Below are 13,784 nucleotides of genomic sequence, written 5' to 3'. Positions count from 1 at the left end.
GCCCCTGTGGCCCGGTGCGCCGGTCGTCAGCCGCCCGCCAGGAGCACCGAACCCGCCAGGGCGAGTCCCGCGCCCGCCGCCTGGACTCCTCGCAGCCGTTCCTTCAGCACGATCAGCGCCGCCAGCACCGTGACCACCGGATAGAGGTGGGAGAGGACGGCGGCGACGGTCACCGGGCCGGTCTGGGCGGCGAGCGCGTAGGTGCCGTTGGAGGCCACGTCCGCGAGACCGACGAAGGCCAGCAGGGGCAGCGAGGACCGGAGCACCCGGAGCCCGCCGTCGGCGGGCAGCACGGGCCGGCCGCGCCGGGCCGTGACCGCCAGCGCCGTTCCGCCGACCGCGATGTTGACCGTCCGCTGGACGAACAGCGCCAGGAACAGCCCGGTGACGGTGGACGATGCCTGGGCGATCAGGGTCATCACGGCGCCGAAGCCGAACGCGGCGACGAAGGTGAGGGCGACCGCCTGCCGCCGCACCGGCGCGCCGCGCAGTTCCGGGCCGCCCGCCAGCAGGATCCCCACCACGGCCGTGCCGATCCCGGCGATCTGGACCGCGCCCGGGCGTTCGCCGGCGGCCAGCCCCACAGCCACCGGGACCGCCACTCCGAGGGAACCGAGCGGGGAGACCACACCCATCGGGCCGAGGGCCAGCGCCTTGTAGAAGGAGAGCAGGGCCACCGGGCCGATGACGCCCGCCGCGACGGCGTACCAGAGCCGCGGACCCGCCTCCTGCCAGGCCGAGGTCGCCACCACGATCACCCCGAGGACGACGACCGCGATGCTCTGCGAGGCGAAGACCACGGTGAGCGCCGGGGCGCGCCGGGTGAGCAGCCCGCCGCCGAAGTCCGCCAGTCCCATCAGAAGGGCTGTGGTCAGGGCGAACAGTGCGACCATGGAAGGACCTCGCAGTACAGTGTGCTGGACAACGCAGTACAACACACCGTAGTGCAAGATATTAAACTGTCGCATTGAATATAGTGGACGGACTGTGTCGGAACTCGAACACCTCAGCCAGTCGCTCGCCCGCAATCTGAAGCATTGGCGCGGTGAGCGGGGTTTCACCCTCGACACCCTCGCCGCCCGCTCGGGGGTCAGCCGGGGCATGATCATCCAGATTGAGCAGGCGCGGACGAACCCCAGCGTCGGCACGGCCGTGAAACTGGCGGACGCGCTCGGGGTCAGCATCGCCACCCTGCTCGACCGCGACCACGGGCCCCAGGTGCGGGTGGTCGCCCCCGGCGAGCGGATGCGGATGTGGTCGACCCCCACGGGCAGCTTCAACGAACTGCTCGTCGGCACCGAACTGCGCGGACCGGTGGAGCTGTGGTCCTGGCGGCTGGAGCCGGGCGACGGCAGCAGCTCGGACCCCCACCCCGACGGTACGGCCGAGCTGATCCATGTCACCGAGGGCGTACTCACCCTGATCGTGGACGGCGAACCGCATACGGTGGCCGCCGGATGCTCGGCCGTCTTCGAGGCCAATGCCCCGCACGCGTACCGCAACGACGGAACCGAGACCCTGGCCATGACCATGGCCGTCTCCGTACCACCCGCGCGCTGACCGCCCGTCGCGGCGGCCCCTGCGGCGCCGGCGGGCAGCTCCGTACCGCCCGCGCCGTGCGACGGGCCGCCCGGGGGCCGGGCGGTCCCGGAGCCGCTTGCTACCGTGCCGCCATGCGCGCACCCATCGGTTCCTTCGACTCCGCCCGTCCCGCCCCCGAAATCCTCGACCTCCTGGTCGCCCCCGTCGCCGACGCCGTACGGAACTGGACCGGCGACATCCCCGCCGACCAGCTCATCCACGTCGACACCGACCCCGCCATCGCCGACACCGCCGTCTTCGTCGCCCACTACGGCGAGGAGCTGATCCGGCTGTCGGCCAACTGCGTCGTCGTCGCGGGCAAGCGCGGCGGGGAGACCACCCTCGCCGCCTGTCTGGTGCTCTCCACCGACCGGGTCGACGTCAACGGAGCCGTTCGCAAGCAGCTGGGTGCCCGCAAGGCGTCCTTCGCCCCGCACGACACCGCCACCGGGCTGACCGGTATGGAGTACGGCGGGATCACCCCGATCGGGCTCCCCGCGGAATGGCCGGTGCTCGTCGACGCGGCCGTCGCCGACACCCCGTGGGTGCTCATCGGCAGCGGGCTGCGCCGGGGCAAGCTGATCGTCCCCGGCAAGGCCCTCGCGACCCTGCCCAATGCGGTGGTCCTGGAGGGCCTCGGGATCTGAACCACCCGGCCCGGTGCCTCCCGCCGCAGGCGCCGCCCCCGGCCGCCCCGGGCTCCGGGCCGGTGCCGCACCTTCCGGCCCGTCGCGGCGGCCCGGGATCAGCCCAGCCGGGGTATTTCTATGGCCGGGCAGCGGTCCATGACCATATCGAGTCCGGCCGCCCGGGTCCGCTCATAGGCCTGCTCGTCGACGACCCCCAACTGGAACCAGACCGCCTTCGCCCCCTTGGTGACGGCCTCGTCCGCCACCTGACCGGCCCACGCGGAGTGCACGAACACATCGACCACGTCCACATCGAAGGGGATGTCCGCCAGCGTCGCGTACCCCTGCTCGCCGTGGACCGTCTCGGCCTTCGGATGGACCGGCACGATCCGCTTGCCGTGCTGCTGGAGGAAGCGCGCGACCCCGTACGCCGCACGCGACTCGTTGGCGGACAGGCCCACCAGCGCCCAGGTGGAGCCCGTCGAGGTGAGAATCCTGCGGATGGTCTCGTCATCTGCGTACATGCTTGCGACAACGAGCCGCCCGTACGGACCATTCCCCTCCGTGACCACCCGATCGGGTGAAAGCCGGGAGCGGGCGGCGCATAGGGTGGTCGGATGCAGGAGCAGTACCGGACGGTCGCCGCGGCGGGCGTGTACGAGACCGAGATCAACAGATCGCGCTTCATCTGTGCGCTCGCGCCCGCCGCGACCGAGGAGGAGGCGCAGTCGTTCGTCGCCGGGATCCGCCGCGAGCACCCCACCGCCACCCACAACTGCTACGCCTATGTCATCGGCGCCGACGCGGCGGTCCAGAAGGCGAGCGACGACGGGGAGCCCGGCGGCACCGCCGGAGTGCCCATGCTCCAGATGCTCACCCGGCGCGACGTCCGCTACGCCGTCGCCGTCGTCACCCGCTACTACGGCGGGGTCAAGCTCGGCGCGGGCGGGCTGATCCGGGCGTACGGGGGAGTCGTCGGCGAGGCGCTCGACGCCGTCGGCACCGTGACCCGCCGCCGGTTCCGGCTGGCCGTCGTCACCGTCGACCACCAGCGGGCCGGACGGCTGGAGAACGATCTGCGGGCCACCGGCCGCACGGTCAGGTCCGTCGACTACGGGGAGCGGGTCGCCATCGAGATCGGTCTGCCCGACGCCGAAGTCGACGCCTTCCGCGGCTGGCTCGCGGATGCCACCGCGGGCACCGCCGCCCTCGAACTGGGCGGCGAGGCGTACGGCGATGCCTGAGCACCCCGGCTCCGTTCCCGGCTCCGACCCGGCGCTTCCGCCCGGAGCCGCCCGCGTTGTCACACCCCGCCGTTACGCTCCGGGATCATGAGATTCCTGCATACGTCGGACTGGCATCTCGGCCGGTCGCTGCACCGGGTGAGCATGCTCGGCGCCCAGTCCGCGTTCCTCGACCATCTGGTCGACCGGGCCCGCGCCCTCGACGTGGACGCGGTCCTGGTGGCGGGAGACGTCTACGACCGGGCCGTACCGCCGCTGGCCGCCGTCGAACTGTTCGACCGCGCGCTCCACCGCCTCGCCGACGCCGGGGTGCCGACGGTCATGATCTCCGGCAACCACGATTCGGCGCGGCGCCTCGGGGTCGCGGCCGGACTCATCGAGCGGGCCGGGATCCACCTCCGTACCGACCCCGCGGGCTGCGCCACCCCCGTCGTCCTCACCGACGACCACGGCGATATCGCCCTCTACGGACTGCCCTACCTGGAACCCGCCCTGGTGAAGGACGAGTTCGGAGTCGCCAGGGCCCGGCACGAGACGGTCCTCGGCGCCGCCATGGACCGGGTCCGCGCCGACCTCGCCACCCGGCCGACCGGCACCCGCTCCGTCGTCCTCGCCCACGCCTTCGTCGCGGGCGGCGCCGCCAGCGACAGCGAGCGGGACATCACCGTCGGCGGGGTCGCCGCCGTACCCCCGGCCGTCTTCGACGGCGTCGACTACGCCGCCCTCGGCCATCTCCACGGCTGCCAGACCCTCACCGACCGGGTCAGATACTCGGGCTCCCCGATCGCCTACTCCTTCTCGGAGGCGGCCCATCGCAAGACGATGTGGCTGATCGACCTCGGCGCGGGCGGGGCGGTGACGGCCGAGCGGATCGACTGCCCCGTCCCCCGTCCCCTGGCCCGGCTCACCGGACGGCTCGACGACCTCCTGGAAGACCCCGCCCACGAGCGGCACGAGGACTCCTTCGTCGAGGCGACCCTCACCGACCCCGTCCGCCCCGCCGAGCCGATGGCCCGCCTCACCCGCCGCTTCCCCCACACGCTCAGCCTCGTCTTCGCCCCCGAACGGCCGCCCGAGGACGACACCCCCTCCTACGCCCGGATGCTGCGCGGCCGGACCCGGCAGCAGATCGCGGAGGACTTCGTGGCCCATGTCCGCGGCGCCGGACCGGACGACGCCGAACGCGCCGTGCTGAGCGCCGCGTTCGACGCGGTCCGCACGGCCGAGGCGGAGGCCGCCGGATGAGGCTCCACCGGCTCGCCGTCACCGCCTTCGGCCCCTTCGCCACCACCCAGGACATCGACTTCGACGCCCTGACCGCCGACGGCCTCTTCCTGCTCCACGGCCCCACCGGCGCCGGGAAGACCTCCGTACTCGACGCCGTCTGCTTCGCCCTGTACGGAAAGGTGCCCGGCGCCCGGCAGAGCCCGGGCACCAGCCTGCGCAGCGACCACGCCCCCGTGGACACCCCCACCGAGGTGCTCCTCGACCTCACCGTCGGCGGACGCAGACTGGAGATCCTCCGCAGCCCCGCGCAGCCCCGCCCCAAAAGGCGCGGCACCGGTTTCACCACCGAGAAGGCGCAGAGCAGACTGCGCGAACACGACGCCACGACCGGCACCTGGCGCGCCCTCAGCCGCTCCCACGACGAGATCGGCGAGGAGATCGAACAGCTCCTCGGCATGAGCCGGGAGCAGTTCTGCCAGGTCGTCCTGTTGCCCCAGGGCGATTTCGCCCGCTTCCTCCGCGCCGACGCCGAGGCCCGCGGCCGGCTGCTCGGCAAACTCTTCGACACCCGCTGCTACGCCGCCGTCGAGGAACGCCTCGCGGAACGGCGGCGGGCGGCCGAAGCCCGGGTACGCGCCGGGGACGAACATCTGCTGGCCCTGGCGCACCGGATGGAACAGGCCGCCGCGGGCGCCGCTGGTGAGCTGCCGCCGCCCGGCCACCGGCCCGGCGAACCCGGGCTCGCCGCCGCCGTCCTGGAGTGGGCGGCCGTCGCCCGCGCGGGCGCCCGGGACCGGCTCACCGTCACCGGCAGCGCCCTGGCCCTGGCCGAGCACCGCAGGGCGGCAGCCCGTACCGCCCTCGACGACCTGCGCGAACGGGACCGGCTCCAGCATCGGTACGCGGACGCCCGCCTGCGCCACCGGGCGTCCGAGGCCGCCCGCCCCGCCCACGAGGCGGTCCTGGCCGAGCTGGAACGGGCCCGCAGGGCCGAGCGGGTGGCCCCCGCGCTCACCCTGCGCGCCGCCGCCGACCGGGACCACCGCACCGCTGCCGCCGCCCTCACCGCGGCCCGCGCGGCCCTGCCCGGCGATCTCGCCGACGCGGGCGCCGACCAGCTCACGGAAGCCGAGCGGACCCTCCGCGGCGAACTGGGCGCCCTCACGGCCGCCCGCCGCGCCGAGACCCGGGGCGAGGAGATCGGCCGGGAGAAGGACCGGCTCGACCGGGCGGCCCGCGCCGACGAGGACGCCAGGCAGGACGACGACGCCTGGCTCCGGGGCTGGGAAGCGCTCCGCCGGGCACACCAGGACGAACTGACGGCCGCCCAGGACGCGGCCACCCGCGCCGAACAGCTCGCCGGCCTCCTCGGTCCGGCCCGCCGCCGCCGCGACGCCGCCGTCGAACGGGACCGGCTGACCGCCGAGGCCGATACGGCCGACGAAGCGCTGCGCGCCGCCCGCGACGCCGCCCTCGCGGGCCGTGCCGTCTGGCTGGACCTCAAGGAGCGGCGGCTGGCGGACTTCGCCGCCGAACTGGCCTCCGCACTCGTCCCCGGCGACCCCTGCACCGTCTGCGGCTCCGCCGACCACCCGGCACCCGCCGCGCCCCGCCCCGGCCTGGTCACCCGCGCCGACGAGGACGCCGCGTACGAACACCACACCCGCGCCGAGGAGGCCGCGGCCGAAGCCGGGCGGCGGGCGGCCCGGATCCACGAGGCCCGTGCGGCCGCCCGGCGGCAGGCCCGCGCGGACGGAGCACCGCCCGCCGCAGACGGGAACCGGCCGGACGGACACGACCCCGTCGCCGCCGAACTGGCCGCCGCCGTGGTGCAACTGGAGCTGGACCACCGCGGCGCCCGTGACCGCGCCTCCGGAACCCACGCCGCCCGTGAGGCACTCGACCGCATCGAACGCGAACACGAGGACCGCCTCTCCGCCCGCCACCTCCTCGACCAGCGCGGAGCGGCCCGCACCGCCGAACGAGAAGCCCTCGACCGGGAACAGGCCGCCCTGTCCGAGCAGCTGGAACAGGCGCGCGGCGGCGCCCGCAGCGTCGCCGAACGGGCCGCCGCCCTGGAGCGGAAGGCCCGGCTGATCGCCACCGCCGCCGAGGCCGTACGCGCCGCCGACCAAGCGGCCCGGCGGCTCAAGGAGGCCGACGGCCAGGCCGCCGACGCCGCCTACCGTGCCGGGTTCGCCACCCCCGCCGAGGCGGCCGGAGCCCTCCTCGGCGACCCGGAACACCGGGCCCTCCAGCACCGGGCCGACGCCTGGCAGGCCGAGGCCGCCGCCGTCGCCGACCGGCTCGCCGAATCCGATGCCCGGGACGCCGCCGCACTGCCCCCGGCCGAACCGGAGGCCGCGGCGGGCGCGCTGGCCGCCGCCGAACGCGCCGCGCGGGACGCCGCGTCCGGCCGGGACACCGCCCGGGAGCGCTGCGCCGCCCTCGACACCCTCTCCGGCGACGCGGCCCGGTCGGCCCGCGAACTGCGGCCGCTGCGCGAGGAGTACGAGCGGGTGGCCCGGCTGGCCGCCCTCACCGCGGGCACCTCCGCCGAGAACGAACGCCGGATGAGACTGGAGTCGTACGTCCTGGCGGCCCGCCTCGAACAGGTCGCCGCCGCCGCCACCGTACGGCTGCGCAGGATGTCCGCAGGGCGCTACACCCTGACGCACTCCGACGCCCGCTCCGGCGGCCGGCGGTCCGGCCTCGGCCTGCACGTCGTGGACGCCTGGACCGGCCGGGAGCGGGATACGGCCACCCTGTCGGGCGGTGAGACGTTCTTCGCCTCCCTCGCGCTGGCCCTGGGCCTCGCCGACGTGGTCACCGAGGAGGCCGGCGGTATCCGGCTCGACACGCTCTTCATCGACGAGGGCTTCGGCAGCCTGGACGAACAGACCCTGGACGAGGTGCTCGACGTGCTGGACTCGCTGCGGGAGCGCGACCGCAGTGTCGGCATCGTCAGCCATGTCGCCGATCTGCGGCGCCGTATCCCCACCCAGCTCGAAGTGGTCAAGGAGCGGCACGGCTCGACGGTCGTCCTGCGGGCGGGCGGCCCCGGCGACTGAACGGGCCGCCCCGCGACCGCGCGGCGGCGAGCGGCCGGGACCGGGCGGTCTCAGCGGCCGAGCGGACGCCGGGGGAGCGGGGAGGAGTAGACGACGCTCGTGGTCACCGAGCCCAGCGCCCCGATCCGGCCCGTGATGTGCTCCAGATGCTCCATGTCCCGGGCGGCGACCTTCAGCACGAAGCAGTCGTCGCCCGTGACATGGTGCGCCTCCAGCACCTCGGGGGTGGTGTCCAGCAGATCGTGGAACGGCTTGTAGTTGCCGTTCGGATAGCGCAGCCGGACGAACGCGGTGATCGTCAGCCCCAGCCTGCGCTGGTCCACCATCGCGCCGTACCCCGTGATGACCCCGGCCTCCTCCAGCCTGCGGACCCGCTCGGTCACTGCGCTCGCCGACATGGAAACCTCCCGCGCAAGCTCCGCGAAACCGGCCCGGCCACGGCGCTGGAGCAGCTCCAGCAGACGCCAGTCGGTGGCGTCCGGGGAATATTCAGTCATGAGCCCAAGACAACCGGGGAATCCCCGGGCAATCAAGCCCTGTGCCGGGTGATCTCCCTTTGGAGGCCGGGAAATCGTCCGTAGATTCATGGTCATGAACAGCGCATCGAACACCATCGCCCCCGCCCCGTCCCCGGCCGCCCCCCACTCCGTGCTCGGGGTTCCTCCGGCGGCGCCCGCGGCGGCCGCCGCCTACTTCCGGGCGAGCCTGGTCTTCCACGCCGACGTCTCGGACGTCGCCGCCGCGCTGGCCGCGGGCGGCGACCCCGGGTTCGTGGTCGTCGACTCGCGCTCCGGCCCGGCCTGGGACCAGGGGCACGTTCCCGGCGCGATCCACCTGCCGAACGCGCTCATCCCCGAGCAGGCCGAGCGGCTGCTCGACCCGGCCGTCCCTGTCGTCACGTACTGCTGGGGCCCCGGCTGCAACGGCGCCACCCGGGCGGCCCTGGCCCTCGCCGAACGCGGCTACCGGGTCAAGGAGATGCTCGGCGGCTTCGAGTACTGGGCGCGGGAGGGCTTCGCGTACGAGACCTGGGAGGGCGACGCCCGCCGCGACCCCGACCCGCTGACCGCCCCGGCCGACGGCGACGACTGCGGCTGCTGACGAATGCCCCGCGCGCGGGAACCGGCCGGCCCGCGCCCGCCGCGATGACCGGTTCCCGTACCACCGGCGGGCGGGCGCGGGGAGGCGGTTAATCGCATGACACATGCGGAGCGGGCAGCCACGATGGGGCACCATGCCCACACTTCCCCACCCCGAGCCCTCGGCCCTCCGTCGTGACCCGCTTCCCCTGCGCGGCCGCTTCGCCCTGGTGACCGGGGCCAGCCGGAGAGACGGCATCGGCTACGCCGTGGCCCGCAGGCTCGCCGCCTACGGCGCCGGGGTCTATCTGCACCACCACGTGCCGCACGACGAGGCCAAGCCGTGGGGCGCCGACCCCGGCGGCCCCGAGGCCCTGGCGGAAGGGGTCCGGGCCGCCCTCGGCGATCCCGGCGCCCCGGTCTTCCACGGCCCCGCCGATCTGTCCGATCCCGCCGCCCCGGCCCGGCTCGTCGCCGCCGCCGCCGAAGCCTTCGGCGGCAGGCTGGACATCGTCGTCGCCAACCACGCCCTCAGCGGCCACGACGGCACCCTCGACACGATCGACGCGGAGATGCTCGACGCGCATTTCGCCGTCGACGCCCGTTCGGTACTGCTCCTGGTCCAGGCCTTCGCCCGGCTGCGGGCCGGGCTGCCGCACCGGACGCCTGGTGGCCGGGTGGTGATGATGACCTCCGGCCAGGACATTGCGGGCGGTATGCCCGGTGAGCTGGCTTACGCCCTGGCCAAGGGCTCCCTGGCGTCCGTCACCCGTTCCCTCGCGACCCATCTGGCCCAACTGGCGGTAACCGTCAACACGGTCAACCCGGGCCCCGTGGACACCGGCTATCTGGAGGGCGAGGTCCATCGGTCGGTCGCGGAGCGGTTCCCGGCCGGACGCTGGGGCGTACCCGACGATCCCGCCAGGCTGATCGCCTGGCTCGCCACGGACGAGGCCGAGTGGATCACCGGTGAGGTCATCAACTCGGAGGGCGGCTTCCGCCGCTGAACCCTGGTGCCGTGCCGTGCCGTGCCGTGCCGGGTGGGGCGGGGCGGGGTGCGGACACGGCCCGCACCCCGCCGCCGGCCCGGAGCCGATCCTGAGCCGGTTGAGAGCCGGTTCAGAGCTTCGACAACTCGTCGACCAGGTCGTCGAGGCCGAGGGAGCCCTGGGAGAGTGCGGCCATGTGCCAGGCCTTGGCGTCGAAGGCGTCACCCCGCGCCGCGCGTGCCCGGTCCCGCCCCAGCAGCCACGCCCGCTCGCCGAGCTTGTAGCCGATGGCCTGGCCCGGGGTGGAGAGATAGCGGGTCAGCTCGCTCTCGACGAAATCCGCGGGCCGGCCGCTGTGATTGCCGAAGAACTCCTGGGCCAGTTCGGGGGTCCACAGCTCACCGGGGTGGAACGGGGAGTCCGCCGGGATCTCCAGCTCCAGGTGCATTCCGATGTCGACGATGACCCGGCAGGCCCGCATCATCTGCGCATCCAGATATCCGAGCCGCTGCTCGGCGTCGGTGAGGAAACCCAGCTCGTCCATGAGCCGCTCCGCGTAGAGCGCCCAGCCCTCGCAGTTGGCGCTGACTCCGCCGACCGTGGCCTGGTAGCGGGAGAGCCGGTCGGCGACGTGCGCCCACTGGGCGATCTGGAGGTGGTGGCCGGGCACGCCCTCGTGGTACCAGGTGGACACCAGGTCGTAGACGGGGAACCGGGTCTCGCCCATGGTCGGCAGCCAGGTCTGCCCGGGGCGGGAGAAGTCCTCCGAGGGGCCGGTGTAGTACGGGGCGGCGGCGCTGCCTGCGGGCGCGATCCGCGACTCCACCCGGCGCACCCGTTCGGCGAGTTCGAAGTGGGTGCCGTCCAGCGCCTCGATGGCCTGGTCCATCAGGCCCTGGAGCCATTCCCGGACCTCGTCGACGCCCTCGATATGACGGCCGTGCACATCGAGATGGGCGAGCGCCTCCCAGGGGCCCGCATCGGGCAGGATCTTCGCTGCCTCGGTCCGCATCTCGGCCAGGATGCGGTGGTACTCGGCCCAGCCGTACGCGTACGCCTCGTCGAGGTCGAGGTCGGTGCCGTTGTAATAGCGCGACCAGCGGGCATAGCGCTCACGGCCCACGATGTCCGGGGCGTCGGCCACCGCCGGGGCGTAGACGTCGCGCATCCAGTCCCGGAGTGCGGCCAGGGCGCCGCCCGCGGCCCTGGCAGCATCCGTCAGCTCCGCGCGGAGGGATTCGGGCCCGTCCGCGGCGAACTCCTCGAACCAGTTGCGGTCCGTCCCGAGCCACTCGGTCATATGGGTGATCATGGTCGCGGTGGCGCGCGGTCCCGCGTACAGCTTGCGGTCCAGCCCCTCCTGGAGGGCGGCGCGGTAGCTCTCCAGGGCGGCCGGGACGGCGTTGAGCCGTCGTGCGACGGCGGCCCAGTCGTCCGCGGTCGCCGTCGCGGTCACCGTGAACACCGTCCGCACCAGATGCGCGGGCGAGGCCAGGATGCTCAGCGCACGCAGGCCCTCCTCGGCGTCGTGCACGGCGAGTTCGGCGGTGAGCCGCTCCCGGAGGAGCCGTCCGCAGCGCCGCTCCGCGTCGCTCTTCGCCGCGGGCTGTTTCTCGGCCTCGTCGAGGCGGGCGAGGGTCCTGCGGGCGAGCACGGCCCGCTCCTCCTGGCCCGCGGGGGAGAAGTCGGGCAGTCGGTCCGCGCTCTCGGGAACTCCGAGGTAGGTGCCGGTGATCGGGTCGAGGGCGATGAGCTCGTCGAGGTAGGCGTCGGCGACCTGACGGGGCAGCAGAATGCTGGCGGTGTCTGACATGCACACATCCTCTAGGAGTGGGGGCGTCGGCGTCACCATCGTGAGGGACCGGCGGGGCACCCGACGACCGCCCGATGGCCGGACGGCCACCGGTGCCGCCCGCCGCCGGATCACCCCCGGACGGACCGGAAGCGGAACCTCCCGAGCGGGCCCGGACCAGGGGGCGGACCCCCTGCCCGCCGCGTTGCTTCCGGCCCCGGTGCGCCCCCGCACCCCGGTCCGCACGGAGCGGCGGGCGCCCGCCGGGCCCGGGCGTCCGCCCCGCCGTATCACTCGTTCGGGGTATCCGGGCCTGCCGGTGACGGTCCGCCCGGCCGGATCCGGCCGCATCTGTCCGGACCGTCCCGAGGGCGGAGGCTCCCCGGGCGCCCGCGGTACGGCGGCCCGGGCACCCGTCCCGGACACCCGGGATCACGCCGCCGCCGACCCGGCCCGCCCGCCCGGCGGCCGGGCTCCGCCGGACCCGGCACCGCCGCGGGCGCCGCCCCGGAGCGGTGCCGGACCCGGGTGCCCCACGGTTGCCGCTGCCGCCGGTCCACGGGACAGGCCCCGGATCTTTGGCGCGATATCAACGGTCGGCCGATGGCCGTCGCCGGCCGTCGCTGCTCAGCGTCCCGCGCGGTCGTGGAGGCACCGGAGGTCCGCCTCGGCCGGTTCGGGCCGGGCCGTGATCACCAGGGTGCCCTCCTCCACCTGGTAGTCCAGGGGGAGCTGCAGCCCCCGCATGGCCGCGACCATCGCCGTGTTCGACGACTGGGTCACCGCGTACACACCCCGGGAACCGGAATCCCGGGCCAGCGCCACCAGCCGCTTCAGCAGTTCCGAGCCGATGCCCCGGCGCTGCCAGTCGTCCTCCACCAGCAGCGCCACCTCGGTCTCGTCGCCGTCCCAGAGCAGATGCCCGAGGCCGACCAGAAGACCGGAGGAGGTTTCCACGGCGAGCGTGCGGCCGTGCCGGGGGTTCAGCAGATGGTCGAGATAGCGGTGGGCGTCACCGGCCGGACCGTGGTAGCGCAGCCGCAGCGTCCGGTCGGAGCACCGGGCCTGCATCTCCTTGGCGGCCGCCAGATCGTCCTGGTCGGCGCGGCGCACCACGATCTCCTCGCCCCGGGGCAGGGTGAGGACGTCCGCCCCGTCCGGGGTGCGGGGGCCCAGCCGGGCGTCCAGCTCCATGAGCGCCCGGGCCCGGGCGAACTCGGCCGGGGTGAAGGGGAGATGGTGGCGCTCCACGGTGATCGTGCCGCCCCGGGGATCGCGCAGCTTGATGACGGTCCCCTCCAGCACCCCTTCCACCGGGGGCGGATCCCCGTCCGGGCGCCCCGCCGCGGTGACGGCGGGACGGGACCGGATCGTGCAGCGGCCCAGAAGGCGGCGGAGCGCCAGCGGCAGCTCGGCCGCGTCGAGTGCGGTCCGGGTGGCGAGTTCGAGTACCCGGGTGGGGGTGTCCACCAGATCGTGGGCGTCGGCGTGTTCGGTCCACACATCCGTACCGCCTGCCGCGACGACGGCCTCCCGCAGCCGTTCGACCGGCAGGGAGGCGGGGGTGCGCAGCAGGAACTCGTCCACGGTGCCCTGTGCGAGGGGATGGGTCTGGAGGGAGACGACGTCCGCCCGGAGATCGGCCAGGGCGCCGCAGAGCGCGGCCAGACTGCCCGGCTCGTCGCGGACGGTGGTCCGGAGCCGCCGCAGAACGGTCTCCTCCGGAACCGGCTGCTCCGCGGACGCCCCGGGATCGTCGGGGGTGTTCGCGGGGCCGTCCGCCGCCGGGGTGCCGTGGTCCCCGGCACCGGGAACCCGGCCCGGAGCGGGACCACTGCCCGAGCGCACCGCGCTGCCGGTGACGGTGCCCGTTTCGGGCACCCCCGGAGGCTCGGGCCGGAGGCTGTGACGCCGGGCCCACCAGATGTGGAATCCGGCCGTGGCCAGGAAGGCCACGGCGGCCGCCAGCAGTAAAAACGGACCGTCGGGGGTGTATGCGATCAGCTTGGCGACCATGTCGACGACCGCCACCGCGGTGAAGACGGCGGCAAGTTCGACGAGTTCCCGCCGCCAGTGGTGGGGGCGGCGGGCGCTCTTTGAAGAGGTCACATCAGTCATGCCCACCACTCTGGTGGCAGCGTGTTGCGTGATCACAAACGGTGTGTGACTGAT

The 13,784-nt window shown here is 74.3% G+C and carries 12 protein-coding genes; 7 read left to right on the top strand and 5 right to left on the bottom strand.

Annotated elements, in window-relative coordinates:
- Nucleotides 1-26: 26 nt before the first annotated feature.
- Nucleotides 27-893 (bottom strand): EamA family transporter, encoded by an 867-nt coding sequence (locus B7R87_RS03290; RefSeq protein ID WP_006350504.1) that lies wholly within the window; start codon nt 891-893, stop codon nt 27-29.
- A gap of 94 nt (nt 894-987) precedes the next feature.
- Here B7R87_RS03290 and B7R87_RS03285 point away from each other — a divergent pair, with 94 nt between their 5' ends.
- Entirely contained in the window at nt 988-1,560 is a 573-nt protein-coding gene (locus B7R87_RS03285) for a helix-turn-helix domain-containing protein (protein WP_006350505.1), read from the top strand.
- 113 nt (nt 1,561-1,673) lie between these two features.
- Complete coding sequence (locus tag B7R87_RS03280) at nt 1,674-2,228, top strand: YbaK/EbsC family protein (RefSeq protein WP_130585345.1); 555 nt, start codon at nt 1,674-1,676, stop codon at nt 2,226-2,228.
- 98 nt (nt 2,229-2,326) lie between these two features.
- Here B7R87_RS03280 and B7R87_RS03275 read toward each other — a convergent pair whose 3' ends face one another.
- On the bottom strand, nt 2,327-2,734 hold the full coding sequence (locus B7R87_RS03275) for a CoA-binding protein (RefSeq protein WP_006350506.1): 408 nt from the start codon (nt 2,732-2,734) through the stop codon (nt 2,327-2,329).
- Between the two features lie 93 nt (nt 2,735-2,827).
- Between B7R87_RS03275 and B7R87_RS03270 the strand changes: the two genes are divergently transcribed.
- The 3 genes from B7R87_RS03270 (at nt 2,828) to B7R87_RS03260 (ending at nt 7,752) form a co-directional block, all read left to right on the top strand.
- Nucleotides 2,828-3,454, top strand: coding sequence for a YigZ family protein (locus tag B7R87_RS03270; protein WP_006350507.1), 627 nt, complete (start codon nt 2,828-2,830; stop codon nt 3,452-3,454).
- An 87-nt stretch (nt 3,455-3,541) separates the two neighbouring features.
- Nucleotides 3,542-4,699, top strand: a complete 1,158-nt coding sequence (locus B7R87_RS03265; RefSeq protein WP_006350508.1) for an exonuclease SbcCD subunit D — start codon at nt 3,542-3,544, stop codon at nt 4,697-4,699.
- Nucleotides 4,696-7,752: an AAA family ATPase gene (locus B7R87_RS03260; RefSeq protein ID WP_130585344.1), complete on the top strand. Its 3,057-nt coding sequence runs from the start codon at nt 4,696-4,698 to the stop codon at nt 7,750-7,752. The genes B7R87_RS03265 and B7R87_RS03260 overlap by 4 nt, the downstream gene beginning before the upstream one ends.
- Before the next feature lie 50 nt (nt 7,753-7,802).
- Here the strand turns inward: B7R87_RS03260 and B7R87_RS03255 are convergent, their stop codons facing one another.
- Entirely contained in the window at nt 7,803-8,249 is a 447-nt protein-coding gene (locus B7R87_RS03255; RefSeq protein ID WP_006350511.1) for an Lrp/AsnC family transcriptional regulator, read from the bottom strand.
- 94 nt (nt 8,250-8,343) lie between these two features.
- On the opposite strand from B7R87_RS03255, the gene B7R87_RS03250 reads away from it, so the two are divergent.
- Both B7R87_RS03250 and B7R87_RS03245 read left to right on the top strand, forming a co-directional pair.
- Entirely contained in the window at nt 8,344-8,853 is a 510-nt protein-coding gene (locus B7R87_RS03250; protein WP_045853165.1) for a rhodanese-like domain-containing protein, read from the top strand.
- Nucleotides 8,854-8,986: 133 nt separating this feature from the next.
- A complete protein-coding gene (locus tag B7R87_RS03245; protein WP_006350513.1) occupies nt 8,987-9,838 on the top strand; it encodes an SDR family oxidoreductase in 852 nt (283 codons plus the stop codon).
- 112 nt (nt 9,839-9,950) lie between these two features.
- Here the strand turns inward: B7R87_RS03245 and B7R87_RS03240 are convergent, their stop codons facing one another.
- Complete coding sequence (locus B7R87_RS03240) at nt 9,951-11,633, bottom strand: DUF885 domain-containing protein (RefSeq protein WP_006350514.1); 1,683 nt, start codon at nt 11,631-11,633, stop codon at nt 9,951-9,953.
- A gap of 606 nt (nt 11,634-12,239) precedes the next feature.
- Nucleotides 12,240-13,730 (bottom strand): GNAT family N-acetyltransferase, encoded by a 1,491-nt coding sequence (locus B7R87_RS03235; protein WP_078902440.1) that lies wholly within the window; start codon nt 13,728-13,730, stop codon nt 12,240-12,242.
- Nucleotides 13,731-13,784: the final 54 nt, after the last annotated feature.

Source organism: Streptomyces tsukubensis (assembly GCF_003932715.1).
Lineage (GTDB): Bacteria > Actinomycetota > Actinomycetes > Streptomycetales > Streptomycetaceae > Streptomyces > Streptomyces tsukubensis.
Note: the sequence above shows the minus strand (reverse complement) of the source record. Positions and strands in the feature narration are given on the sequence as shown.